General features: G+C 33.4%; 22 protein-coding genes. 5 read left to right on the plus strand and 17 right to left on the minus strand.

Going from position 1 to position 25,261, the window contains the following annotated elements:
• Positions 1 to 15 precede the first annotated feature (15 nt).
• Both O5O44_RS00555 and O5O44_RS00560 read right to left on the minus strand, forming a co-directional pair.
• Complete coding sequence (locus O5O44_RS00555; protein WP_289195310.1) at positions 16 to 1,302, minus strand: ammonium transporter; 1,287 nt, start codon at positions 1,300 to 1,302, stop codon at positions 16 to 18.
• A gap of 90 nt (positions 1,303 to 1,392) precedes the next feature.
• Entirely contained in the window at positions 1,393 to 2,403 is a 1,011-nt protein-coding gene (locus O5O44_RS00560) for an outer membrane beta-barrel protein (protein WP_019386781.1), read from the minus strand.
• A 509-nt stretch (positions 2,404 to 2,912) separates the two neighbouring features.
• On the opposite strand from O5O44_RS00560, the gene gltB reads away from it, so the two are divergent.
• A complete protein-coding gene (gltB, locus tag O5O44_RS00565) occupies positions 2,913 to 7,427 on the plus strand; it encodes a glutamate synthase large subunit (protein WP_289195311.1) in 4,515 nt (1,504 codons plus the stop codon).
• Between the two features lie 4 nt (positions 7,428 to 7,431).
• A complete protein-coding gene (locus O5O44_RS00570; protein ID WP_289195312.1) occupies positions 7,432 to 8,895 on the plus strand; it encodes a glutamate synthase subunit beta in 1,464 nt (487 codons plus the stop codon).
• Positions 8,896 to 8,960: 65 nt separating this feature from the next.
• Here O5O44_RS00570 and fbp read toward each other — a convergent pair whose 3' ends face one another.
• Complete coding sequence (gene fbp / locus O5O44_RS00575; RefSeq protein WP_019386784.1) at positions 8,961 to 9,971, minus strand: class 1 fructose-bisphosphatase; 1,011 nt, start codon at positions 9,969 to 9,971, stop codon at positions 8,961 to 8,963.
• A 120-nt stretch (positions 9,972 to 10,091) separates the two neighbouring features.
• Here fbp and O5O44_RS00580 point away from each other — a divergent pair, with 120 nt between their 5' ends.
• The 3 genes from O5O44_RS00580 to O5O44_RS00590 are packed head-to-tail and all read left to right on the plus strand — an operon-like array spanning position 10,092 to position 13,711.
• Positions 10,092 to 10,571 (plus strand): GNAT family N-acetyltransferase, encoded by a 480-nt coding sequence (locus O5O44_RS00580; RefSeq protein ID WP_289195313.1) that lies wholly within the window; start codon positions 10,092 to 10,094, stop codon positions 10,569 to 10,571.
• Between the two features lie 40 nt (positions 10,572 to 10,611).
• Entirely contained in the window at positions 10,612 to 11,862 is a 1,251-nt protein-coding gene (locus O5O44_RS00585; protein ID WP_289195314.1) for an aspartate kinase, read from the plus strand.
• A gap of 22 nt (positions 11,863 to 11,884) precedes the next feature.
• Positions 11,885 to 13,711 carry a GNAT family N-acyltransferase gene (locus O5O44_RS00590; protein ID WP_019386787.1) on the plus strand — a complete coding sequence of 609 codons (1,827 nt, stop codon included), beginning with the start codon at positions 11,885 to 11,887 and terminating at the stop codon, positions 13,709 to 13,711.
• Positions 13,712 to 13,778: 67 nt separating this feature from the next.
• Here O5O44_RS00590 and O5O44_RS00595 read toward each other — a convergent pair whose 3' ends face one another.
• From O5O44_RS00595 to serS, 14 genes are all read right to left on the minus strand, one after another.
• The gene (locus tag O5O44_RS00595) at positions 13,779 to 14,231 is read right to left on the minus strand and encodes an NINE protein (protein WP_019386788.1); all 453 of its coding nucleotides are present in this window, start codon (positions 14,229 to 14,231) and stop codon (positions 13,779 to 13,781) included.
• Between the two features lie 98 nt (positions 14,232 to 14,329).
• The gene (locus tag O5O44_RS00600; protein ID WP_289195315.1) at positions 14,330 to 15,094 is read right to left on the minus strand and encodes a sulfite exporter TauE/SafE family protein; all 765 of its coding nucleotides are present in this window, start codon (positions 15,092 to 15,094) and stop codon (positions 14,330 to 14,332) included.
• Between the two features lie 25 nt (positions 15,095 to 15,119).
• On the minus strand, positions 15,120 to 15,506 hold the full coding sequence (locus O5O44_RS00605) for a VOC family protein (protein ID WP_289195316.1): 387 nt from the start codon (positions 15,504 to 15,506) through the stop codon (positions 15,120 to 15,122).
• 12 nt (positions 15,507 to 15,518) lie between these two features.
• Positions 15,519 to 15,890 (minus strand): VOC family protein, encoded by a 372-nt coding sequence (locus tag O5O44_RS00610; protein WP_289195317.1) that lies wholly within the window; start codon positions 15,888 to 15,890, stop codon positions 15,519 to 15,521.
• A gap of 1 nt (position 15,891) precedes the next feature.
• Complete coding sequence (locus O5O44_RS00615; RefSeq protein ID WP_019386792.1) at positions 15,892 to 16,350, minus strand: DUF1801 domain-containing protein; 459 nt, start codon at positions 16,348 to 16,350, stop codon at positions 15,892 to 15,894.
• 7 nt (positions 16,351 to 16,357) lie between these two features.
• A complete protein-coding gene (locus O5O44_RS00620) occupies positions 16,358 to 16,864 on the minus strand; it encodes a DUF4199 domain-containing protein (protein WP_019386793.1) in 507 nt (168 codons plus the stop codon).
• 102 nt (positions 16,865 to 16,966) lie between these two features.
• Positions 16,967 to 17,380: a response regulator transcription factor gene (locus O5O44_RS00625; RefSeq protein ID WP_289195318.1), complete on the minus strand. Its 414-nt coding sequence runs from the start codon at positions 17,378 to 17,380 to the stop codon at positions 16,967 to 16,969.
• 9 nt (positions 17,381 to 17,389) lie between these two features.
• Positions 17,390 to 18,325 carry a 2-hydroxyacid dehydrogenase gene (locus O5O44_RS00630; protein WP_289195319.1) on the minus strand — a complete coding sequence of 312 codons (936 nt, stop codon included), beginning with the start codon at positions 18,323 to 18,325 and terminating at the stop codon, positions 17,390 to 17,392.
• Between the two features lie 171 nt (positions 18,326 to 18,496).
• Positions 18,497 to 19,870, minus strand: a complete 1,374-nt coding sequence (gene mgtE / locus O5O44_RS00635; protein ID WP_019386796.1) for a magnesium transporter — start codon at positions 19,868 to 19,870, stop codon at positions 18,497 to 18,499.
• A 59-nt stretch (positions 19,871 to 19,929) separates the two neighbouring features.
• A complete protein-coding gene (gene rsmA / locus O5O44_RS00640) occupies positions 19,930 to 20,718 on the minus strand; it encodes a 16S rRNA (adenine(1518)-N(6)/adenine(1519)-N(6))-dimethyltransferase RsmA (RefSeq protein ID WP_289195320.1) in 789 nt (262 codons plus the stop codon).
• A 61-nt stretch (positions 20,719 to 20,779) separates the two neighbouring features.
• Positions 20,780 to 21,103 (minus strand): DUF4286 family protein, encoded by a 324-nt coding sequence (locus tag O5O44_RS00645; RefSeq protein WP_289195321.1) that lies wholly within the window; start codon positions 21,101 to 21,103, stop codon positions 20,780 to 20,782.
• Between the two features lie 2 nt (positions 21,104 to 21,105).
• Positions 21,106 to 21,618 carry a GNAT family N-acetyltransferase gene (locus O5O44_RS00650; protein ID WP_289195322.1) on the minus strand — a complete coding sequence of 171 codons (513 nt, stop codon included), beginning with the start codon at positions 21,616 to 21,618 and terminating at the stop codon, positions 21,106 to 21,108.
• Between the two features lies 1 nt (position 21,619).
• The gene (locus O5O44_RS00655; protein WP_289195323.1) at positions 21,620 to 23,395 is read right to left on the minus strand and encodes a tetratricopeptide repeat protein; all 1,776 of its coding nucleotides are present in this window, start codon (positions 23,393 to 23,395) and stop codon (positions 21,620 to 21,622) included.
• 570 nt (positions 23,396 to 23,965) lie between these two features.
• Positions 23,966 to 25,237 carry a serine--tRNA ligase gene (serS, locus tag O5O44_RS00660; RefSeq protein ID WP_289195324.1) on the minus strand — a complete coding sequence of 424 codons (1,272 nt, stop codon included), beginning with the start codon at positions 25,235 to 25,237 and terminating at the stop codon, positions 23,966 to 23,968.
• Between the last annotated feature and the right edge of the window lie 24 nt (positions 25,238 to 25,261).

Genomic DNA, 25,261 nt, shown 5'->3' on the forward strand with positions numbered 1-25,261 from the left:
AATTTTATGTTTTGATTATTCTTCAATCTCTCTTTGTCTCTTACCTGGGTAAGCAATAGAACCATGTTCTGTCCAGTCAAGGCCTGCAATTTCTTCAGCTTCAGTAACTCTTAAGCCAACAGTCTTTTTCATAATAAATAAGAAAATGAATGATAAACCAATGGCCCAAACAGCATATGCTACAACACCAATGGCCTGAGCTCCTAATTGAGCAGCTCCACCTCCATTAAAGATTCCAATACCAGCATCACCATCAACTCCCCAAAGACCTATTACCAAGGTTCCCCAAGCTCCAGCAACACCATGTACAGAAATAGCACCTACAGCATCATCAATTTTTAAAGTTTTCTCAACAAACCCAATAGACAATACAACAAGGATACCACCTAATAAACCTGCTAAAACAGCACCGCCTTCAGTCATATTACCACATCCAGCAGTAATACTTACTAAACCTGCAAGCGCACCGTTTAAAGTCATACTTAAATTAGGCTTACCGTTTTTAATCCACGTAAATAATAAGGCACTTAAAGCTCCAGCAGCAGCAGCTAAATTAGTTACTAATACTACTTGAGAAGCAGCAGTAGCATCATCGCCACCCCATGCTAATTGAGAACCACCATTAAATCCAAACCATCCTAACCATAAGATGAATACACCTAAAGTAGCGTACATTTGGTTATGACCATGCATTTCAATTGGTTTACCGTTAAGGAATTTTCCAATTCTAGGACCAACCATCCACGCAGCAACTAAAGCTGCCCATCCACCAACAGAGTGAACAATAGAAGATCCAGCAAAATCGATAAATTCTGCAGGCATAATACCATCAGTATTATTTAACCATCCACCATTCCATTCCCAACCACCAGCGATTGGATAAATGAAAGCTGTTAGTAAAATACTAAATATAGCATAAGTTGTATATTTTGTTCTACCAGCAATAGCACCAGAAACTATAGTTGCGGCAGTTGCGGCAAATACAGTTTGGAAAAATAAATCGGCAGCACCTTGCGAAAATGTAAACCCGCCCCAGTGGAAAAATCCTCCACCAGTATCACCACCATACATTAATGAATATCCTATAAACCAGAAAGCTAAAGAACCAACTGCAATATCTAGGAAGTTTTTCATTGCTATGTTAACAGCATTTTTTGAATCTGTCATTCCAGACTCCACAAGAAAGAATCCTGCTTGCATAAAGAATACTAAGATACCAGAAATAAGCATCCATAACATTCCCATATCGCCTTCAATAGCGGCTGTATCTTGTATAATTAAAGGGATATTTAATATTGACATAATAAATAATTTTTAGGGTTAGTTAATTAATAAAAGCAAGCCCTCGTTTAGAGAACTTGCTTTTATTCTCTTTGTTTTTTGTATCATTCCTTAGAATGATACGATTGCAGCTAAAGTAAATGCAGCTAAGCTATCAGCAGGTAAGCCATCATTATCAATTACATTACCTAATAAGCCTCCATCAGCATTAGTTAAAGCATCTAATCTTATTTCTGGCTTAATAATTAAGTTTTCAATAGTATAGCTCCCAGTTAAAGTTGTAGCGAATACACTTGGTAAATCATCACCATCTCCGTGTAATGCGAAATATTCACCTCTTAAACCTATTGAAAAACTATCAGAAGTTGCTAACTGTGGGTATAATGCAGCGCCGTAAAATCCTTCGCCATCATTATCATTGTAAGCAGCATTGATACCTAAGAAAAAGTCATCAGATACATCGAAACCACCTGTGTAATCGATTTCAAAACCTAAACCACCCGCATTTCCACTATCATAGTATAAGTTTAAATACTGTCCGTAAAACCCTAATTGAGCTCCAAGTGCATATTCACCACTCATAGAAATATTGTTAGTATCCCAAGGGTTAGTAATCGCTAACATTAAACTAAAGTCATCGCTTAACGTAAAATCAGCTTTTAAACCTACATGCGAAAAAGGACCGCTTGAGAACAAATAAGAACAGCTGTAGTTAAAATTTGCTGCAGGAGCAATAACTTCATATCCTAAGAAGGTATTAAATCTACCCATTGTTAAGGTAGTTCCTTCAGATACATTCCAGTATACATAAGCTTGATTAACAATACCATCAACAATATCAGTATTAAATGTCGCACCCGCACCTCTTGGTCCAGTTACTAAATCAAGAACAGCACCTACTTTTTCACCTTCGTAGCTCGCTATAACATTTGCCATACCAACAGCAAAACCTGATTGGTCTGCAAAAGCAGTTCCGAAAGATGGCGCATCATTATCAGGAGCTGTTAAATAAGTTTGGTAGTAAGCATCAACTGATCCACTTATAGTTAATTTTTTTGCATCTTCTTGTGCAAATAACGCTGTTGCTACAAAAAGCATTGAAAGTGTAATAAATTTTTTCATCATTGTTTTCTTTTTAAGTTATTTAATTTCAAAAGATCTAGAGTTGGTTTCTTCATAGTTTTTAAAATTCTAGATCTATTTTTACTTAAGAACGGGGTAAAACTATGTTAAAAACATTTAACCCCCATAAAAAATAGGGGTAATTGATTCATTTTTATCAATTACATAATTTTACCCCCATTTTTTTAGGGGTATTCATCAAATAAAATAAAATTTTACAAATTCAACAATCGCGAGAATTGAATTATTGTCAGTATTTTTTGCGTTTTTATGCTATAATTGCCATTTCTTAATTAGATTCTTAACATAAATTCACATATCTGCATTTATTAACAATTTTTTTAGGTTTGAATATTTATTAAAAAAGCGGAGTAATATTGATATATAATTATTTTTATAACCCATTGGCTTCTAAAATCGAAATAATGAAATACACCCTATTGTTAATTAAATTCTAGGGCGTATCTTAGCTTTTCAACTCAAGTTTTTAAACTAATTTATTGTTGATTATGATTAAGAAGCAAGGACTTTATTTACCAGAATACGAACACGAAAACTGTGGTGCAGGTTTTATTTGTAATCTTAAAGGAGAGAAAACAAATCAAATCATTCACGATGCGTTAGAAATTCTGGTAAAACTAGAACACCGTGGCGGTGTAAGTGCTGATGGAAAAACTGGTGATGGTGCTGGTTTATTAATTGATATCCCTCACGATTATTTTAAACGCGTTTGCGATTTTAGCATTCCAGAACAAAGAGAATATGCCGTTGGTATGGTGTTTTTACCTAAAGTTACCAATCAATATAATTATTGTAAAACAACTTTTGAAAATGAAGTTAAAGCGCAAGGTCTTTCAATATTAGGATGGAGAAAAGTTCCTGTAGACTCTACGCAACTTGGTGAAATTGCACTAGCATCAGAACCAAATATTGAGCAGCTTTTTGTTGGCAAAACTGAAGAAATTGATGAAGCTACTTTTAAAGCTAAATTATATGCAGCCAGAAAAATAACAGAACACGCGATAAGAAATTCTAAAATTTCTGAAAGTGGTTATTTCTACGTGCCAAGTTTATCAACTACTACCCTCATATACAAAGGCATTATTATGCCTGAAGATATTGGGCCATATTATACCGATTTACAACAAATAGACTTGGTGACAAGATTAGCGTTAGTTCATCAACGTTTCTCTACAAACACTATGCCTACTTGGGAGTTGGCACAACCATTCCGTTTTATGTGTCAGAATGGAGAAATTAATACGCTTAGAGGGAATGTAAGTAGAATGCGTGTGCGCGAAGAAATTATGAAAAGTGATGTTTTCGGGCCTCAAATTGATAAATTATTCCCAATAATTTTACCTGGAAAATCAGATTCTGCTTCTATGGATATGGTGGTAGAGTTATTAACCCATACCAATCGCTCACTTCCTGAGATTATGATGATGATGATTCCTGAAGCTTGGGAAAAACACGCCACCATGACTCAAGATAAAAAAGCCTTCTACGAGTATAACGCTTGTATTATGGAGCCTTGGGATGGTCCTGCATCTGTTCCTTTTACAGATGGTGATTACGTTGGTGCTTTGTTAGATAGAAATGGTTTAAGACCTTCAAGGTATACTGTTACTAAAAGTGGCAAATTAATCATGTCTTCTGAAATTGGTGTAGTAGAAGTTGATCCTGAAGATGTTCAAGAACATGGTAGATTAGAACCAGGAAAAATGTTCTTGGTAGACATGAATGAAGGCCGCATTATTGAAGATGAAGAAATTAAAAGTAAAATTGTTTCTGAAAGACCATACAAAGAATGGTTAGACAAAACACGTTTACATTTAAAAGATGTGCCTTACACAAACGAAACTTGTCCTATTGAAACTATCGATATAAAAACAAGACAGCGCTTATTTAACTATACTTTTGAAGATATTCAAGAAGTAATAACGCCAATGGCGCAAGTTGGTAAAGAAGCGTTAGGATCTATGGGTATAGATACACCACTAGCCGTTTTATCTGATAGGCCACAACTCATTTCTAATTACTTCAAGCAATTATTTGCGCAGGTAACAAACCCGCCTTTAGATGGGATTAGAGAAGAAATTGTTACCGATATAAGTTTAAATTTAGGTAAAGACAGAAACATTTTCAGCATTACAGAAAGACAATGTAGAAAATTAAGAATACAAAACCCTGTAATTTCTAATGCCGATTTAGAAAAAATCAGAACCATTCAAATTGAAAGCTATAAAGCAGAAACTATACAAATGCTTTACCCAAAAGCTAAAGGGATGAATGGTTTAGAGGATGCTTTGGAAGATATTATTGTTCAAATTGAAAAAGCAATCGATCGAAAAACAAATATTATTATTCTTTCAGATAGAGGAGTTAATCAAGAATTTGCTCCTATTCCGGCATTATTGGCTTGTTCTTATGTAAATCATCAGTTAAATCGTTTGCGGAAGCGTTCGTATTTCGATATTATCATTGAATCCGCAGAACCTCGTGAACCTCATCATTTTGCTACTTTATTCGGTTATGGCGCAAGTGCTATTAACCCTTATATGGTAAACGAAATTATCAGAATGCAAGTAAAAGAAGGCTTCATTACTGGTATGGACGAGCAAAAAGCTGTAGATAACTTTAACAAAGCTATTGGAAAAGGGATTTTAAAAATCATGAACAAAATAGGAATCTCAACACTTCATTCGTATAGAGGTTCTCAAATTTTTGAAATCGTAGGTTTCAATTCTCAATTTGTTGAAAAGTATTTCCCATACACCGCTTCAAGAATAGAAGGTATCGGGTTGTATGAAATAGAGAAAGAAATAGATCAACGTTATAAACAAGCTTATCCAGATAATGCCATTAATAGAAAACTAGGTTTAAATATTGGTGGCGATTATAGATGGAGACGTAACGGCGAAAGACATTTATTTAACCCTACAACAGTTTCTAAATTGCAACAAGCAGTAAGGTTAAGTGATCAAGCAAGTTATGATGTTTATGCTAAAGCAATTAATGAGCAGTCTGAAAACTTAATGACAATACGAGGGTTATTTGAATTTGATAACTTAGATCCTATTCCAATCGAGGAAGTTGAACCATGGACTGAAATAGTTAAAAAGTTTAAAACTGGAGCCATGTCATACGGTTCTATTTCTCGTGAAGCACATGAAAATTTAGCCATTGCTATGAACCGTATTGGAGGAAAGTCCAATTCTGGTGAAGGTGGAGAAGATAGAAAACGTTTTCAAAAAGACGTTAATGGCGACAGCCGAAATTCAGCAATAAAGCAAGTAGCTTCTGGTCGATTTGGAGTAACTTCACATTACCTTACAAATGCCCAAGAGATTCAAATTAAAATGGCTCAAGGCGCTAAACCAGGTGAAGGTGGTCAATTACCAGGAGAAAAAGTTTTACCTTGGATTGCCGCTGCTAGAAATTCAACACCATTTGTTGGATTAATTTCGCCACCACCGCATCACGATATTTATTCTATTGAAGATTTGGCACAATTAATTTTCGATTTAAAGAATGCCAATCGTGAGGCTAGAATAAATGTAAAATTAGTTTCAGAAGTTGGAGTAGGTACTATTGCTGCTGGTGTTGCAAAAGCTAAAGCAGATGTCGTATTAATTTCTGGTTATGATGGTGGAACTGGAGCCTCTCCTTTAACATCATTAAAACATGCAGGTTTACCTTGGGAACTTGGTTTGTCAGAAGCTCAACAAACTTTGGTATTAAATAACCTAAGAAGTAGAATTGTTGTAGAGTGCGACGGTCAATTAAAAACTGGTAGAGATGTTGCTATTGCAGCGCTTTTAGGTGCTGAAGAATTTGGATTTGCCACAGCTCCATTAGTGGCTTCAGGATGTATTATGATGCGTAAATGTCATTTAAATACCTGTCCGGTAGGAATTGCAACTCAAGATAAAGAACTTCGTAAAAACTTTAAAGGTACACCAGAACACGTTATTAATTTCTTCTATTACATTGCTGAAGAATTAAGAGGTATCATGGCACAATTAGGCTTTCGAACGCTTGCTGAAATGGTAGGACAGACCCATAAAATTAACGCTAATAAAGCCATAAAACATTATAAAGCTAAAGGCTTAGATTTATCAAGTATACTGCATAGACCTGCTGCCTATAGACAACTAACTGTTAGGAACACAGAAAAGCAAGATCATAATTTAGATAAAGTCATTGACTTTAAAATATTAAAGGACTCACATAGAGCTTTGTATCGAAAAGAAAAAATGAATTTGGCTTATCCTATAAATAATATTAATCGTACGGTGGGTGCTATTGTAAGTAACGAGATTTCTAAAATCTACGGACACCTTGGTTTGCCTGAAGATACTTTAAATATTAATTTCACAGGCTCTGCCGGACAAAGTTTTGGTGCATTTGGAGCTCACGGATTAACGTTTACTGTTGAAGGAAATACTAATGATTACCTTGGTAAAGGGCTTTCTGGAGCTAAACTTATTGTTAAAAAACCAGCTAAAGCAGATTTCTTAGCAGAAAAAAATATTATTGTTGGTAATGTTTGCTTGTTTGGTGCAGTTCAAGGTGAAGCTTATATAAATGGTATTGCAGGAGAACGTTTTGCAGTTCGTAACTCAGGAGCAACTGCGGTTGTTGAAGGTGTTGGAGATCATTGTTGCGAGTATATGACAGGAGGTAAAGTTATTGTTTTAGGAAAAACAGGTAGAAACTTTGCTGCAGGAATGAGTGGTGGTATCGCTTATGTTTACGACCCTGAAAATAAATTTGTAAACGGTTTATGTAATATCGAAACAATAGAATTTGAAGATATTAGTACTGAAGATGCTAATGATTTAAAACAAACTATTAAAAAGCACGTGCTTTACACAAACAGTAGTTTAGGTACAAACTTGCTAGAAAACTGGGATACAAGTTTAGGCCATTTTGTAAAAGTGATGCCAATTGAATATAAACGTGCATTAAAACGTTTAGAGACTGAAGAACCAATGGTAGAAGAATTAACAACAGCATAGTGTCATGGGAAAAGTAACAGGATTTAAAGAATTTGAAAGACAAGATGAAACTTACACGCCGGTAAAAGACCGTGTAAAACATTATAAAGAATTTACAGTACCATTAAATGAGCCTGAACTACAAAAACAAGGTTCTCGTTGTATGGATTGTGGTATTCCTTTTTGCCATAGTGGATGCCCATTAGGGAATTTAATTCCAGATTTTAATCATATGGTTCATCAAGGTGAATGGCAAAAAGCTTCTTGGATATTACACTCAACTAATAATTTTCCAGAGTTTACAGGAAGGTTATGTCCAGCTCCTTGCGAAAAATCATGTGTTTTAGGAATCATTGAAGACCCTGTATCTATAGAAAATATTGAAAAAAATATTGTAGAACGTGCCTTTAAAGAAGGGTGGATTAAACCACAACCACCAAAAACGAGAACAGGTAAAACTGTTGCTGTTGTAGGTTCAGGTCCTGCTGGGTTAGCCGCTGCCCAACAACTAAATAGAGCAGGACACACGGTAACCGTATTTGAACGAGATGATGAAATTGGAGGTTTATTACGTTATGGTATTCCTAACTTTAAAATGGAAAAAGAGATCATTGATCGTCGATTAGCCATTTTAGAAGCTGAAGGCATTTCCTTTAAAACCAATGTAAACGTAGGTGTAAACTACGATGTTGAAGAATTAAAGGCATTTGATTCGGTTGTTTTATGTGGTGGAGCAACAGAAAGACGAAGCTTACCAACACCAGGAATTGATGCCGATGGAGTAGTTCAAGCTATGGATTTCTTAACGCAACAAACTAAAGTTTTGTTTGGTAAAAAAGTAGAAAACCAAGTTTTAGCAACTGATAAAAACGTTATTGTAATTGGTGGCGGAGATACTGGTTCAGATTGTATTGGTACTTCAAATCGTCATGGAGCAAAATCGGTTGTAAATTTTGAAATCATGCCTAAACCACCAGGGCATCGTTCGCCAACAACACCATGGCCTTTTTGGCCATTACAACTCAAAACATCTTCATCTCATGAAGAAGGAGTAGAACGCAATTGGCTTATAAACACCAAAGAATTTGTAAAAGATAAAAACGGAAAGTTAACAGCTCTAAAAACTGTAAACGTAGAATGGAAAATGGTTCCTGGAGAGCGTCCGCAACTTATAGAAATACCTGGTACAGAAAAAACATGGCCTTGTGATTTAGCATTGCTTGCATTAGGTTTTACTGGTCCTGAAAGTACACTTGCAGATAAACTAGGTATTGAAACTGACGTACGTTCAAATTATAAAGCAGAATACGGAAAATACCAAACTAATATTCCAAATATATTTACAGCTGGCGATATGCGTCGTGGGCAATCTTTAATAGTTTGGGCTATTTCTGAAGGTAGAGAAGCAGCAAGACAGGTAGATATCTATTTAATGGGTAAAACCAATTTACCAACAAAAGACGAATCTGGAGATTTAGTTGCAATGTAAATTATGAACATTTATAAATAAAAAAAAGCGAACTGTTTAGTTCGCTTTTTTTTATTCGTCTCTATTTATTTCAGAGCGTCAGTCATAAACTCTTCTGCTTTTTTAACCATATTTCTACTTCCACAAATAAATGGCACTCGTTGGTGCAATTCAGTTGGTTCTATCTCCATAATTCGGGCATACCCATCACTTGCTAATCCATTAGCTTGTTCTGCTAAAAACGCCATCGGGTTACATTCATATAACAAACGTAATTTACCATTTGGATTTTTAGAACTTTGTGGATATAAATAAATTCCGCCTTTAATCATATTTCTATGAAAATCTGATACCAATGATCCAATATATCTAGAGGTATAAGGTCTATCTTCTTCCTCTTTCTGACAGTATTTTATATAATTTTTTATCCCTTGAGGAAAATGAATATAATTTCCTTCATTTACAGAATATATATTGCCATCCTCAGGGAATTGCATATCTGGATGTGATAGATAAAATGAACCTATTGCTGGGTTTAAGGTAAAACCATTTACGCCATCACCAGTAGTATAAACCAACATAGTAGAAGTACCATAAACAATGTAACCAGCAGCTACTTGTGCATCTCCTTTTTGTAAAAAATCTTTTAACGAAACAGGTGTGCCAACTGGTGTTACACGTCTATAAATTGAAAAGATAGTACCAACCGATACATTAACATCAATATTAGACGAGCCATCCAACGGATCAATGAGCACTATATATTTGTTTTGATGATTTTCATCTTGACTATTAATACTTATAAAATCATCTTCCTCTTCACTAGCAATTCCACAAACAATATTTCGCTTTGTAAGCGTTTGAATAAACTTTTCATTAGCATAAACATCTAATTTTTGCTGGTCTTCACCTTGAATATTCGTATCTCCTGCAGCCCCTATAATATCAACTAAACCCGCCTTATTAACTTCATGGTTTACAATTTTTGCAGCTAATCTTAATGAATTAAGAAGGCTAGATAATTCACCAGAAGAATACTGGAATGACGATTGATTTTCAATTATAAACTCTCCTAAGGTTTGCTTTTTATGGGCCATATCTTTGGTTTTTTAGATAATACAAATATTATAAAAAAATAGGAGATTTCAACGTTTTCACTTAATATAACGGTTCTAAATAATGAAGTTTAAACTATATTTGAAATAATTATATAAAATATGAATTTCACAATAAGAAATGCCAAGAAAGAAGATATGCCTGCCGTTTTAGAATTAATAACGGAATTAGCAATATTTGAAAAAGAACCAGATGCGGTAGAAGTTACTGTAAAAGACTTGGAAGAAGATGGTTTTGGAGAACAGCCTGCATTTCATTGTTTTGTTGCAACTGTAAATTCTAAAATTGAAGGTATAGCTCTAATTTATAATCGTTATTCGTCATGGAAAGGAAAAATTATCCATCTTGAAGATTTAATAGTAAGTCAGGCCATGAGAGGAACAGGGTTAGGAACTGCCTTATTAGATAAAGTTGTAAAATACAGCTACGATTTAGGTGTTAAACGCATCAATTGGGAAGTGATTGATTGGAATGAGAGTGCCATCGCATTTTACGAAAAAAAAGGCGCCAAAGTATTACGAGATTGGGATGTTGTTTGGCTAGACGAGGCAGGTATAAAAAATTATGTGGCAAAACTATAATACCGACAATATTAATTAAATAAGTAAAAATTGGTATCGTATGCAAGTTTTTAAATTTGGTGGAGCATCTGTTAAAGATGCTAAAGGTGTAAAAAATTTAGCTTCTGTTTTAAACAAAGTAGGACATAAAAACACTTTAATTATAGTATCTGCAATGGGAAAAACTACCAATGCTATAGAGGGTGTCATTAAAAATTATTTTGAAAACAAAACCGAATTACAAAGTGCTATTCAGGAAGTAAAAAAATTTCATAATGAAATTCTACTAGGTTTATTCGAGAATGTTAACCATCAAGCCTTTAAAAAAGTAAATGATTTATTTGACGAATTAAATGGGTTTTTTAAATCTAATAAATCGCCTGATTATAATTTTGTATACGATCAAGTTATAGGATTTGGAGAATTAGCTTCTACCACCATAATCAGTGAATATTTAAATTCTATTGACATAAAAAATACTTGGTTAGACGTTCGAAATCATATAAAAACTGATAATTATTACAGACGCGCAAATGTAAATTGGGCTGAAACTCAAAAACTTATTTCATCAAATTTTAATAAATCGGTTTTAAATATCACCCAAGGTTTTTTAGGAAGCGACGATAATAATTTCACCACAACGCTGGGTAGAGAGGGTAGTGATTATACGGCAGCCATATATGCTTACTGCCTTAATGCAGAACAAGTAACCATTTGGAAAGATGTTCCTGGGGTTTTAAATGCAGACCCTAGATATTTTGAAAATGCTCAGTTATTAGAAAATATATCGTATCGAGAAGCCATAGAATTGGCATTTTATGGTGCATCGGTAATTCATCCAAAAACGTTACAGCCTCTGCAAAGAAAAGAAATCCCATTGTATGTCAAATCATTTTTAAACCCTGAGTCTGCAGGCACACAAATTGGTAAAAATGTAACTTTAAAACCTATGATACCTTGTTTTATAGTGAAAAAAAACCAGGTTTTAATTTCATTGTCATCATTAGACTTCTCTTATATAGTAGAAGAAAATATCAGCGAAATTTTTACACTCTTACATAGGTATAAGATGAAAGTTGATGTTATTCAAAATTCGGCCATTAGTTTTTCTGTATGTGTTGATAATATTTATAATAATTTGGATAAATTGTTACAGCAATTAAAATCAAAATTTAAGGTGAATAGTCATAAAAACGTGTCGCTTTATACGATTCGTCATTATAATCAATCGGCAATAAATCAAATTGAAAAAGGTAAAACCGTATTGCTTAAACAATTAACCCAAGAAACTGTTCAAATTATAACTAAATAGTTTATTTAGTACATTTACACTTATGAGTAAACCACAAGATATAGGATTGGTAAATGCAAAAGAAGTCGCAAAAGCTATTCAACTCGATAAATATGGCTTTATAGGCACGTTTATTGGTTGGCTTTTAATGAAAGTTCTTAAAATATCTACATTAAATAAAATATACAAGCGCAACAAACACCTTAGTGAAATTCCTTTTTTAGATGGTATACTAGGCGATTTTCAAATTAAATTTGAAATTCCCGATGAAGATTTAAAACGCTTACCAAAAGAAGGCCCATACATTACTATTTCTAACCATCCACTAGGTGGTATTGATGGTATTTTACTTTTGAAATTAATGCTAGAACAACGCAAAGATTTTAAAATAATAGCCAATTTTTTACTTCATAGAATTGAGCCATTGAAACCTTATATCATGCCTGTTAATCCTTTTGAAGATAGAAAAGATGTGAAATCTAGTCTTTCTGGGTTTAAAAGTGCCATACTACATTTAAGAGATGGACATCCTCTAGGTATTTTTCCAGCTGGTGAAGTTTCAACTTACAGAGATGGTAAGTTGGTGGTAGACAGACCTTGGGAAGAAGCTGCCATGAAGCTAGTAAGAAAAGCGGAGGTTCCCGTGGTTCCAATCTACTTTCACGCCAAAAACAGTAAATTATTCTACAAGCTTTCTAAAATTAGCGATACGTTTAGAACCGCTAAATTACCTTCAGAATTATTAACTCAAAAAAGGCGAACCATTAGAGTACGCATAGGAAAACCCATTTCTGTTGCCGACCAAAAAGAACACAATACACTAGAAGATTTTACCGAATTTTTAAGACGTAAAACCTATATGTTATCGAATGCATTTGAAGATAAACCAAAAATACTAGATAATATTTCATCGAGTTTAAAAACACCTAAAGCACCTAAAAACATAGTAACACCCGTTGAAAATGGGTTAATGACCAAAGAGGTTGACGCCCTTAGAGAAAATGATTCAAGGCTACTACAAAGTAAAAATTACGAAGTGTTTTTAGCACAAGCCGAAAAAATTCCGAATATCCTGCGTGAAATAGGAAGGTTGCGAGAAATTACCTTTAGAGAAGTTGGTGAAGGCACCAATGAAGCTATAGATTTGGATGCTTTTGATAATTATTACCACCATATGTTCCTATGGGACAACGAAAATAATGTGCTTGCCGGCGCTTACAGAATGGGGTTAGGTTCTCAAATTTATGAACGCTATGGTATTGATGGTTTTTACCTGCAAGATTTATTTAGGTTTGAACCCGAATTGCATAAAATGATGAGCCAATCTATAGAGATGGGTCGCGCATTTATAATTAAAGAATACCAACAAAAACCAATGCCTTTATTTTTACTTTGGAAAGGTATTGTTCACACCACCTTACGTTTTCCTGAACATAAATATTTAATTGGAGGTGTTAGTATTAGCAATCAGTTTTCAAACTTCTCAAAATCTTTGATGGTAGAATTTATGAAATCACATTATTACGATCCGTACATAGCTCAATACGTCCATCCTAAAAAGGAATTTAAGGTAAAACTAAAAGATGCAGATAAAGATTTTGTTTTTGATGAAGCTGAAGCAGATTTAAATAAGTTTGATAAATTTATTGATGAAATAGAACCAGGTGCTTTGAGACTACCTGTTTTGTTAAAAAAATACATCAAACAAAATGCGCGTTTGGTAGCGTTTAACGTCGATCCGTTGTTCAATAATTCGGTTGATGGATTGATGTATATAAGAATTGCCGATCTTCCTGAAAGCACGGTAAAACCTGTTATGGAAGAATTTCAAGCAGAATTAGAACGAAAGTTAGAAAACAAAGGAGACTAAACTATTTCTGTTTTAATAAAAAAAGCCAAAATATATATTTTGGCTTTTTTTATTTTAAGTTGTTCAATTAGAACCAAGGTTTTTTTCCGACCTGATAGGTGTTATAAAACTCAACGTCTGATTTTGTTAAATAAATTATACCTTCTATAAGTCCAACTATACCCATTAAACCTACACCCATTCCGCAAGTAAAACCTCCAATTACTAAAGTAACAATTAGCATGATAATACCTTCTTTATTATATCCCAATATAAATTTATGAATACCTAGGGCTCCTAATAAAATGGCTAAAACGCCTGCCAGAATTTTTTTATTTTCTCCCGAGGCTTTATCAAATGCTTCTTTTGCACCCTCTGTAAATTCCGAAGCTGTTTCTTTTGCTTCATTTGCAAATTCTTTTGCCTTCTCTTTAGCTTCTCCTGCTAAGTCTTCAGCCTTATTCGCTGCTTTTTTTGCGCCTTCTTTAGCGTCGCCCAACATATCGTTTAAATCGTCGCTTAAATTTTTTTCATCAGCCATTCTGTAATAATTTTGGTTAGACTATAAAGTTAATAAAAAACTCCTTTACTTATAAGTCATTTAAATTAACATTTTGTTACACAGATACATATTTGTTACTATTTAAAAAGCATAATAATGCCTCCAAGAGCCGTAACAGCCAAAATAAAACGTCTATAATTTACATTAGAGATAAGTTTTACAATATAAGCTCCTAAAAAAAAACCAATAATTACTGCGGGAAATAAGACTGAATTTAAAACCAAAGATTGGTATGTTACTGTTTTCCAAACAAAGATATGAAAGGGTAATTTAAACACGTTGATGATAAAAAACAACCAAGCTGCAGTACCTATAAACTCGTTTTTTGGAAATCGCATGGCGAGGAAATAAATATTAGAAATGGGGCCAGCTAGATTGCCAATCATTGTTGTAAAACCAGCTAAAAAGCCTGTAATAATACCAAATAGTTTGTTTTGTGGAACATTATTGGACTTTCTATGTTCTGTGTAAAACATAATAAGCACTGAAATGATAATAATTATGGCCATAAGCCTTTTAAAAACCATTTCAGAAATATCATTACCAACCCAAACACCCACTAAAACACCAACAATCATCCACGGGATTAATTTTTTAATAATGTGCCATTGTGCATGTCTGTTGTAGTAAATAACAGCAAAAATATCCGCAGCAATAAGCATTGGAAGTAAAATTCCTGTTGATGCCTTTTCGCCAAAAACGAAGGCTAAAATAACAACGATTATTATCCCAATGCCTTTAAAACCAGACTTAGATAAGCCTAATAAAAAAACCGCAAAACTTATGGCTAACCATTGTATTGCAGTTAATTGGTAAGATTGTAGTATTTCTAAATAATTCAATAGTTACTTTTTACGAAAATCGAATTTACAAAAAAGCACTGTCTATAGGTTCCCAAAGTTCAATTTTATTGCCATCGTTATCTAAAATCCAGCCAAATTTTCCATACTCGTACTCTTCTACTTCACCAACAATAGTTACTCCTTCTTTTTTTAATATCTTGAGTAATTCGCGTAAATTTTCAACACGATAGTTAAACATAAAATCTTTCTTAGAAGGGTTATAGTATTTAGTGTCCTCTGGAAAAGGGCTCCATTGTGTTGAGCATTTATTTCCGTTTTCATCTTTCCACCAAAAGGTACATCCGTAATCATCAGTGTTAAATCCTAAATGATTTTTATACCACTCTTTTGTAGTTTTTGGATCTTTTGTTTTAAAAAACAATCCGCCTATTCCTGTAACTCTTTTTTTCATCAATAAATGCTTTTAAACGTGTTGATCAATAAGTATGGTATTCCCGTCTGGATCATACAAAACAATATTCGCAGGACCTGTTGTGGTTTCATCTGCTTCATTAACAAGCTTAATTTTATGATCTTTTAAATGTTTCTGAATGTCTCGTACATCGTCAAAAGATTTAAGCTTGTTAGCATTTTCGTCCCAACCTGGATTAAATGTTATAATATTATTATCAAACATACCTTGAAATAAACCAATAAGTGCTTTATCATTTTTCATTATAAGATAATTCATACTCATATCACCTGCAAATACTGTAAACCCTAAAGTTTCGTAGAATTCTTTTGAGGTTTTTAGGTCCTTTACACTTAAACTTATTGAAAATGCTCCTAGTGTCATGTTATTTCTTTTTAATGTTAGTTTCGTACAATTCAATCCAATCTTCAACTGTCATTTTAGAAGTCAATTCAGCAATTAAATCAAAAGGAATGGCTTCAATTTTTTTAAAACGGATACAACTTTTACCCATATCTAATTTAAGCGAAGAATGTTTTGGGTATTCATTCACAAACCATTTATACATATCGGGATTTGCGTAAATACCACTGTGATATAAGTTGACAGAGTTTTTTTGTGATGCAAAACTCATGAATGGCAATGGTTCTGAAGGTGTACAATGGTAACCATCTGGATAAATTGAATGTGGTACATAATACCCAATCATACCATATTGAATGCCTTCTTCAAACCCTTTAGGTAAATTATCTTTTATTGTTTTTCTAAGCTTTTTAAGGGTGTCTTGTCGTTCTTCTGGAACTTGATTAATATAATCTTCTGGTGATGTTGCCTTGTACTGCATGCCTATATTATTTACGTTGCAAAATTAAACCTGATATTAATGTAATGATAAAACCAAGGATTACCACTGATGCAAACATCATAAATGCCATAAATCCTGGGCTCCCATAATCTTCCATTTGTTGTTTTAACTCTGCTGCTTTAACCTTTACTTCTTCAGCAGATAAAGTTTCTTGCATTTTATTTATAGAATACTCCAAATACTCGCTAGCAAAGTCTGGATTAATTTGTGAAGTATAAATATAATCGAATAGTGCCACCCCAACTGCTGATCCGAAAGTAATGAGCATACCAATTAATATGGTTTTTCTAAAACTTATTTTACCATTATTTTCTTTATCTCTGTAATGTTTGATTCCGAAATAAACAAACAGTAACGAGAGAACCATGGCGGTGTATCCAATAAGTTCACCATAGTCATAATCTACGCCCATGCCTAAAAAGAAGGGCAATCCGAATAATATAAACCCACTTAAAAAAGCTAGAAGGCCAAACTTAATAACCGTTTTTTTCATTTTATCTTACTTTGATTAGTTAACCAAAAGTAGTGCTATGGAAAGAATTGAAGCTCATACTAAAGTACTAAATTGCTACTACTTTAGTATTAAAAGTGTGAATTAAATAATATTTAGAGCTTTTGAAATTTGAATAGCTTGTGTTCTGCGTTTTGCATTCAACTTCACAAGAACATTAGAAACGTGTGTTTTTATAGTGCTTTCTGAAACAAATAATTTGTCGGCTATTTCTTGGTTAGACAAGCCCGAAGCGACTTCTTGTAATACTTCGTACTCTCGTTTACTTAAGCCTAAATCTTCAATTTTTTGGTAATCAATCTCCTTTTTAGTGGATGCTTGTTGTTTATTTTGAGTCTTTTTATTAATGAAAATCCCAATACCGAAAAATATAATTGCAATAATTGCCATGACATATTCGGTTTGTAAATCGCCACTAACTAACGTGTACCTACTGAATTGAAACAGAACAAGTAGTGCTAAAATTAGTAATGAAAAAACAATAACGGTTTTCTTCATGTATTAAAATTAACAAAATTTTGCTTTAATTTTATCAACTATGGTTTGAGCTAGTTTTTCTTTGCTTTCAATAGTCCAACCTGCGACATGCGGCGTAAGTAATACGTTTTCTGAATTGATTAAATACTGAAATGCTTCTGGCATTTCTGAAGAAAACAGACTTTCAAAAGATGCTTTCTCATATTCTAAAACATCGAGTCCGGCACCCAATATTTTACCCGATTTTAAAGCTGAAACCAAATCTGAAGTCACTACGCTTTTACCTCGAGCGGTATTAAAGAACCAAAATGGTTTTTTAATTTGATTAATAAAAGATGCATTAATCATGTTTAATGTGAGTGGTGTTTGCGGTGTGTGCAAACTAACCACATCTACTATTCCTTGAAATTCTTGAAGTGTAACTTGTTTTGCATTAGCATCACCAACGTTTTCTTTGATATCGTAACAAAGTACCTCCACATCAAAACCGTGTAATTTTTTTGCAAAAGCCTTACCCATATTGCCGTAGCCTATTAAACCTACCGTTTTGCCATCTAACTCTATTCCGCGATTATCTTCTCTTAACCATTTACCACCTCTCACCTCAGCGTCGGCTTTATTAAGTTTGTTGAAAAGGGATAGAAGCATGCCTAAAGTATGCTCGCCAACAGCGTTTCGGTTACCTTCTGGTGCCGATATTAAATACACTCCTTTTTTATGTGCGTAGTCGCAATCTATATTTTCTAACCCTGCACCAACGCGAGCTATAAATTTTAGGTTTATTGCTGCGTCGAGAAATTGTTGGTCTATTGTAAAACAGCTTCTTAAAACAATGCCATCGTACTCATGAATTGTTGCTTCTACAACTTCTTTTGACGACTTGTAATCTTCATGATTTGTATATCCTAAATCGTTTAATTGATTTATTAATAATTGATGATTGCTATCGAGGTGCAGTATTTTCATTTGAATTTATTAAGTTACAAAAATACAATGTTTTTGCGTTAGGGATTGAAGTGAAAATCCTTTTTGTGAGACACGATCAAAAAGATTGTAGCGTAAAGCCCGACCCTTGTGGTAACGCCCAAATATTGATAAATATGATAAGACTCTTGCTTATTCTTGACCGTCGGATTTTTAAATTCCTAAAATCGTTTTAGCAATCCAGAAGTAGAGTAATATTCCTAAAATATCGTTGCTAGTTGTGATGAAAGGTCCTGTTGCAATAGCTGGGTCGATACCGCGTTTATTTAAAAATAATGGTACGAAAGTACCAATAAGTCCTGCAACTATAATTACTGCAACCAAGGATATAGAAATGGCTAAGGCAGTGATTATTTCACCTTTAAAAGCCCAAACAAATAAGAATAAAAATATAGCTAGGATGAAACCATTTAGGGCAGCTAGCAACATTTCTTTTATTAATCTGCTATTGACGCTTCCGCGAACATCATCGTTGGCTAAACCTTGCACAATAATTGCACTAGATTGTACCCCGACGTTTCCTGCCATAGCTGCTATTAATGGTGTGAAAAAGAACAAAATAACAGCTTTACCTGTAAAAAGCCCCTCAAATCCTTCCATAATTAAAAAGGCGCCAACACCTCCAACTAAACCTAAAAATAGCCAAGGTAAACGGGCTTTAGTAAGTTCAAAAATACTGTCGTCTGCCTCGACATCGCCAGTAATACCTGCAGCCATTTGGTAATCTTTATCGGCTTCTTCTTTTAAAACATCAACAATATCATCAATGGTAATTCTTCCTAGAAGTGTTTTGTTATCATCAACTACAGGAATAGCTTCTAAATCGTATTTTGCCATGATTTTGGCAACGTCTTCCACATCATCATTAACATTTACATAATCAACATTTACTTTTACTAAATCTGATATTTTTTGCTCACTTTTAGCTACAATTAAGTCTTTTAGCGACAGCCTCCCAATAAGTTTTTCTTCTTTGTTTACTACATAAATGGAATGCACACGTGTAACTTCTTGAGCTTGACCACGAATTCTGCGCATACAACCTGCAACCGTCCAAGTCTCGTAAACTTTTACCAGCTCTTTTGCCATTAAACTACCTGCAGTATCCTCATCATAAGCTAGAAGTTCGGTGATTTCGGCTTTGTGCTCTTCGTCTTCAATTTGATCGATTACTGCTTGTTGACGCTCTTCGGATAATTCAGCAATAATATCGGCAGCATCATCGGTATCTAACTCTTCTACTTCCTCGGCTATTTCTTTTGCTGAAAGATTTTTTAAGACTTTTTCTCGGTTGTCTTCATCCAACTCCATTAAAATATCTGAAGTAGTTTCAGAACCTAGAAGTTTTATGATATAAATGGCATTATCGAGATTGAGCTCATCTAGAATTTCGGCAATATCGGCATAGTGATACGCATCAAGTTGTTTTTTGAGTGCTTTATCGTTTTGTTCTTCGATAAGCAACTCAACTTGCTCAACGAGTTCGTCGGTTAGCTGAAATTGTATGTTTTCGTTTTCTTCTTGCATCAATATAACAGGGCTCGATGAGATTTAGACACTAAAGTATATACCAATTGTATCTATATTTAATGTTGGTCGTTTTCAATTAATTGTGTGAGTTCAATAAACGCTTGCACACTTAATTGTTCTGGACGCTTGCCAAATATACTATTTGCTTTTAAATTATCGGATAAATTGAATGTTTTTAAACTATTACGCATTGTTTTTCGGCGTTGTTGGAATGCCGCTTTGACAACTTTAAATAATAGAGCTTCGTTACATTGCAATGTGTAATCTGCTTTTCTGGTAAGCCTTAAAACTCCAGACTCCACTTTTGGTGGCGGGTTAAAAACATTTGGCGGCACCGTAAATAAATATTCTGCATCATAAAATGCTTGAGTTAAAACCGAAAGAATACCATACACTTTACTGCCTTCTTTAGAGCAAATTCGTTGCGCAACTTCTTTTTGAAACATCCCAGAGAATTCAGGGATTTGATCGCGCATTTCCAAAGTTTTAAATACTATTTGTGTTGAAATATTATAAGGGAAATTACCAATAATGGCGAATGGTTCTTCTTTAAAAGTTTCTTTTAAATTGTACTTTAAAAAATCCTTTTCAATTATTCTTGGTGCTAAGTTTAAGTAATTGGATTGTAAATATTCAACCGATTCGGTATCAATTTCGATAACGTAGGTTTTAATATCTTTTTTAAGTAAATATTTGGTTAACACCCCCATACCAGGACCAATTTCTAAAACATTTTTGTAATTTTTTAAGGTGAGTGAATCGGCTATTCTTTCAGCTACTGATTCGTCATTTAAAAAATGTTGTCCTAAATGTTTTTTAGCTTTTACTTGATGTTGGTTTGACACTGGTTGTATGTATTAAAGTTATAGGTGGCCATTTAAAATTGCCGTTTGTTTCAAAATTAAACTACTTAAAGTTTACCGTGTATTCATCCACAATTTGAAGCTCGGTTCTAAAAGCCAACATTTTATCTGCAAATTTTTTAAGTCCTTCAGTACGCAATTTATCTGCATCTTCTCTATAATATGCATCTAGCGCTTCTCTCGAATACGAACGGTATTGAACAGAATACGTAACACCTCCCATTTCTTCTTCTACTAAAACTCTAGACAGGGTGGCTTTTTCAAATTTGCCTGTACCTAAAACTTGAGGAATATGTTCTTTTATCCAAGTGAGCCATTCGTCGTGAATAGATTCGTCAATATTTACAGTTACGTTATATATAATCATATTTATTTTAATGTTTTTGCAAATAACAGTAGTTCCTCATCATCTTCAAAAGGTTTTATCTTTTTTTCGAAAGTAAATCCTAGTTTTTCTAATAATTTTATTGAGCCTGTATTATACGGCACAGTAATAGCTAATAATTTATTTAGGTTAAATTGTTCTTTAGCAAGTTTTATTATGGCTTTAGAAGCTTCGAATCCGTAGCCTTTTCTTTCATAATCTTCTAAAAAAGCAAACCCAATATCCACATCATCTAATTCATCTCTTTTTACCAATCCACAGGTCCCAATAGGCAAATTAGTTTCTTTTAAAATTAATTTATAAAACCCAAACCCGTGTGCATCGTAACTTTTAAAATGGGTCTTTCTAATATAGGCTTTAGCTTCTTTAAGGGTATTAACATTTCTATTACCTATGAACTTTAAAAAATTTGGCGTGTTCACTAAATCTTTTAAAAATGCAGCGTCTTCTAAATTGAATTTTTTAATGAGCAACCGCTCTGTAGTTGCAATATTCATATTAATTTATCGCATCGCCACGTAAAGCTCTAAATCTTTTTCTAGCCTCAACATAGTAAATACTATCGGCATGATTAAAAATAATTTGCTCATACAAGGCTTTTGCTTTTTTTGGAAGATCTAATTGCTTTTCATAAATTTCTGCTAGATGAAAATTGGCATCGTCAATTAAAATACCCTCTCTATAGTTTTCAATAATTACCTCGTAGTTTGCTTTTGCCTTTTCAAATTCCAAATTCATTTCAAACAATTGCGCTTGTTTGTAAAGCGCTTGGGCAACAATTGGCTCTGTTTTATGTTCATCTAAAATTTTATCTAATAAACTAATTGCTTCCTGATTTCTATTCTGAAATGATAATAAATCGGCTTTAGCATATAATTTCAATGCTGTTTGAAGTGAATCTTCATATTTGTTGTCTGTTATTAAAAGTTTTAAATCAAGAGCATCATTAGCAATAAGTTGTGACGTTGATGCCTTTAAAATTTTTAATTGTGATTCGGCCCACTTAAAATCGCCTTTATAGTAACTAGCCTTAGCCACTTTGAATCTCGCCATTTGCGAAATGGTGCTGTTTTTTAAATTACGCTGTATTTGTGTGTAATAAATTAAGGCTTTATTAAACTGTTCTTGCAATACTAAAATATCGCCTAACTCAAGTTTTATTTGTGCCTTTTCTATAGATGCAAGTGGCAATTTTAAACTGGTTTCTAAGAAATTAATAGCGTCTTGTGTTTCATTTAAATAGAATGCTAAAAAATGCGCATAAGCTATCTGTAACTCTATTGTTTCAGGCGTATTCCCAAATTCTTTCAGCAAGTCTTCAAATTTCAATTTGATGGTATTATAATTTGTTTTCGAACTTTCTTTAATATCTATATCGATAACATTTTTATGAGCTTCAAGTTTGGTTTCGGCATCTTGAGACGTATCTATAATGAAATTAAAAATTTCTCTTGCAATTTCATTTTCATTGTCGTTTGAAGCCATTAGTGCCACTTCTTCTATTCTGTTTAAATTTTCTGGTTGTCTTTTATAAATGGCCTTTTCTTGAGTAAATGCTTTTTTGTAATCTTTTTGCTGAATAAATAACCAGCTTAATAATTCGTTCCATAATATATTAGGTTCTTCCTGCATTTTTTTTAGCAGAATTTTTCTAAACAGTATGTTATTTTCATTAGAACTATCTTCAGTAATAAAATCATTTAATGCTCTCTTAACATCTCTTATAACACGTGGATTGGATTCTGCAAAGTTTATGTAACTATGAAACATCTTTTCCATATTACCTTGCTCTCCATAGATTTGTGCAAGTTGGACACTAAAATTATAATTAGGATTTAAATTAGCGGCCTTCTCAAAAGCAATTACAGCTTGGTCTAATAATGCATGATTTTGAAAACTACGGGAGATACCAAAAACATGACTAGCCTTTTCGTCTATTTTTGAGATAGCCAATTGGTAATATTCGCTTGCTTTATCAGGATTGTTATTAAGTTGATAATTATATCCAAGTTCTACCAAAAATGCGGGATAATTAATTCGCTCCATGAGTTTTACAATAAAACCTTCAGCTTCATCGTACTGCTCCAATTGTTGATGCGTGCTTATAATTTTGTTGATATAGGTAATGTTTGAAGTTGACTCTGCGTGCAATTTCTGATATTCAATTAAGGCTTTTTTATATTCACCCTTTTCAAAATAATCATCGGCAAGCGTAGGATTTTGCGAATACAAAATACCCGAAACTAATAAACATAAAATTAAAAGATATCGCATAGCGTAAATATAGCAAATGTAAGGTGTTGAACTTGTTCTAATATGAAATTTTTAACATGCTAGTCACGTATTTATAGAAGTATATTTAGTATTGAGTCGATTCTAAACACAAACGCATGTTATTTCTAGATATTTATAAAAAAAGTGCCCAATATAAATTGGGCACTTACCAACCAAAAATTATCTTCTATTAACTACTCGCTAATTAAAAACTCGATTGGGGACAGTCTTTATTTCTTATTATACATAAGAACGACTATTTTACTAAAATCTTATTTAATTGTAAAAAATATTTTATTTACTCGCAATTGTAGATGTTTTATTTTCAGATTTGAACAGATTGAAATCTGAGGATAAAACTTTGGATGCGAAAAAAATTAATGCAATAATTAATACAATGCGTTTAACATTCTTCATAATTAAGTAGGTTAAGTAGATTTGGAAGAACAAACTTCAAAAATAAATACTTAATAATCAAGAAAATCTAATTCAAATCGTCAAACAGCATACGAAAAATGCATTTCATCGATGTTTTTGTGGTCAAATAAAGATATTTGTAATCTTATTGCTTCAATTTATAATTTCAAAACCTGTATAAGATTGAAGTACTTCTGGCACAAGAATTCCATCTTCTGTTTGGTAGTTTTCAAGAATTCCAGCTAATACTCTTGGTAAAGCTAAAGCGCTTCCATTAAGCGTGTGCGCCAATTCATTTTTGCCCTCGCTATTTTTATATCGAAGCTTTAATCGGTTGGCTTGAAAGGTTTCAAAATTTGATACTGATGATATTTCTAACCAACGATCTTGCGCCGTAGAAAATACTTCAAAATCGTAAGTTAGAGCTGATGCAAATGAGGTGTCTCCACCACATAATCGCAAAATTCGGTATGGTAATTTTAATTCTTTTAAAATATCTTTAACGTGGTTTACCATCCCATCAAGCGCATCATACGATTTACTTGGATGTTCCACTCTTATAATTTCTACTTTATCAAACTGATGTAATCTGTTTAATCCTCTAACATGCGCTCCGTAACTACCTGCTTCGCGACGAAAACAAGGTGTGTATCCTGTAATACCAATAGGTAAATCACTTTCGTTTAAAACGACATCCCTAAATATATTTGTTCCCGGCACTTCTGCTGTTGGAATTAAGTACAAATTATCTTCGGTTACATGATACATTTGGCCTTCTTTATCTGGCAACTGTCCAGTACCAAATCCAGAAGCCTCATTTACCAACAGAGGTAATTGATATTCGGTATAACCTGCGGCTGTGTTTTTATCTAAAAAATAAGCAATTAAAGCACGTTGTAACTTAGCCCCCTTTCCTTTGTACACAGGAAAACCGGCTCCTGTAATTTTGTTTCCTAATTCAAAATCTATAATATCGTACTTCTTGGCTAACTCCCAATGTGGCAATGCGCCTAGATGTAATTTCGGAATATCACCTGCTTTAAAAACCTCTTCATTATCAAGCTCCGAATTTCCACGTGGCACAGAATCATGAGGAACATTTGGTATTTTATAAAGCAGCTCATTTAATGCTTCCGCCTTTGTATTCAAAGTTTCAGAAAGATCTTTTGAAGTTTCTTTTAATTGGCTTGTTTTCTCTTTTAATTGATTAGCTTTTTCAACATTACCAGATTTGTATAAGTTTCCTATTTCCTTTGATAAGGTATTAGATTCAGCCAAAGTATTATCTAATTCTGTTTGAAGTCGTCTTCGGTCTTCATCAAAATTTATAACATCATTAATTAATTGCGAAGCTTCAATATTTCTTTTAGCTAATCGCTCTATAACCAAATCTTTGTTCTCTCTAATAAAAGCAACTTGTAACATGTCTTGAAAATTTAAACGACAAAT

Origin of the sequence: Algibacter luteus (assembly GCF_030344935.1) — a bacterium.
Classification (GTDB): Bacteria; Bacteroidota; Bacteroidia; order Flavobacteriales; family Flavobacteriaceae; genus Arenitalea; species Arenitalea lutea.

What these genes read in the sequence shown, in the direction of transcription:
- O5O44_RS00580 (WP_289195313.1), top strand. Translation starts at nt 10,092, where the DNA reads ATGAATTTCACAATAAGAAATGCCAAGAAAGAAGATATGCCTGCCGTT.
- O5O44_RS00650 (WP_289195322.1), bottom strand. Translation starts at nt 21,618, where the DNA reads ATGAATATTGCAACTACAGAGCGGTTGCTCATTAAAAAATTCAATTTA.
- gltB (WP_289195311.1), top strand. Translation starts at nt 2,913, where the DNA reads ATGATTAAGAAGCAAGGACTTTATTTACCAGAATACGAACACGAAAAC.
- O5O44_RS00595 (WP_019386788.1), bottom strand. Translation starts at nt 14,231, where the DNA reads ATGGCTGATGAAAAAAATTTAAGCGACGATTTAAACGATATGTTGGGC.
- mgtE (WP_019386796.1), bottom strand. Translation starts at nt 19,870, where the DNA reads ATGCAAGAAGAAAACGAAAACATACAATTTCAGCTAACCGACGAACTC.
- O5O44_RS00645 (WP_289195321.1), bottom strand. Translation starts at nt 21,103, where the DNA reads ATGATTATATATAACGTAACTGTAAATATTGACGAATCTATTCACGAC.
- O5O44_RS00625 (WP_289195318.1), bottom strand. Translation starts at nt 17,380, where the DNA reads ATGAAGAAAACCGTTATTGTTTTTTCATTACTAATTTTAGCACTACTT.
- O5O44_RS00655 (WP_289195323.1), bottom strand. Translation starts at nt 23,395, where the DNA reads ATGCGATATCTTTTAATTTTATGTTTATTAGTTTCGGGTATTTTGTAT.
- O5O44_RS00605 (WP_289195316.1), bottom strand. Translation starts at nt 15,506, where the DNA reads ATGAAAAAAAGAGTTACAGGAATAGGCGGATTGTTTTTTAAAACAAAA.
- O5O44_RS00555 (WP_289195310.1), bottom strand. Translation starts at nt 1,302, where the DNA reads ATGTCAATATTAAATATCCCTTTAATTATACAAGATACAGCCGCTATT.
- O5O44_RS00570 (WP_289195312.1), top strand. Translation starts at nt 7,432, where the DNA reads ATGGGAAAAGTAACAGGATTTAAAGAATTTGAAAGACAAGATGAAACT.
- O5O44_RS00560 (WP_019386781.1), bottom strand. Translation starts at nt 2,403, where the DNA reads ATGAAAAAATTTATTACACTTTCAATGCTTTTTGTAGCAACAGCGTTA.
- O5O44_RS00620 (WP_019386793.1), bottom strand. Translation starts at nt 16,864, where the DNA reads ATGAAAAAAACGGTTATTAAGTTTGGCCTTCTAGCTTTTTTAAGTGGG.
- O5O44_RS00615 (WP_019386792.1), bottom strand. Translation starts at nt 16,350, where the DNA reads ATGCAGTACAAGGCAACATCACCAGAAGATTATATTAATCAAGTTCCA.
- fbp (WP_019386784.1), bottom strand. Translation starts at nt 9,971, where the DNA reads ATGGCCCATAAAAAGCAAACCTTAGGAGAGTTTATAATTGAAAATCAA.
- O5O44_RS00630 (WP_289195319.1), bottom strand. Translation starts at nt 18,325, where the DNA reads ATGAAAATACTGCACCTCGATAGCAATCATCAATTATTAATAAATCAA.
- serS (WP_289195324.1), bottom strand. Translation starts at nt 25,237, where the DNA reads ATGTTACAAGTTGCTTTTATTAGAGAGAACAAAGATTTGGTTATAGAG.
- O5O44_RS00590 (WP_019386787.1), top strand. Translation starts at nt 11,885, where the DNA reads ATGAGTAAACCACAAGATATAGGATTGGTAAATGCAAAAGAAGTCGCA.
- O5O44_RS00610 (WP_289195317.1), bottom strand. Translation starts at nt 15,890, where the DNA reads ATGACACTAGGAGCATTTTCAATAAGTTTAAGTGTAAAGGACCTAAAA.
- O5O44_RS00585 (WP_289195314.1), top strand. Translation starts at nt 10,612, where the DNA reads ATGCAAGTTTTTAAATTTGGTGGAGCATCTGTTAAAGATGCTAAAGGT.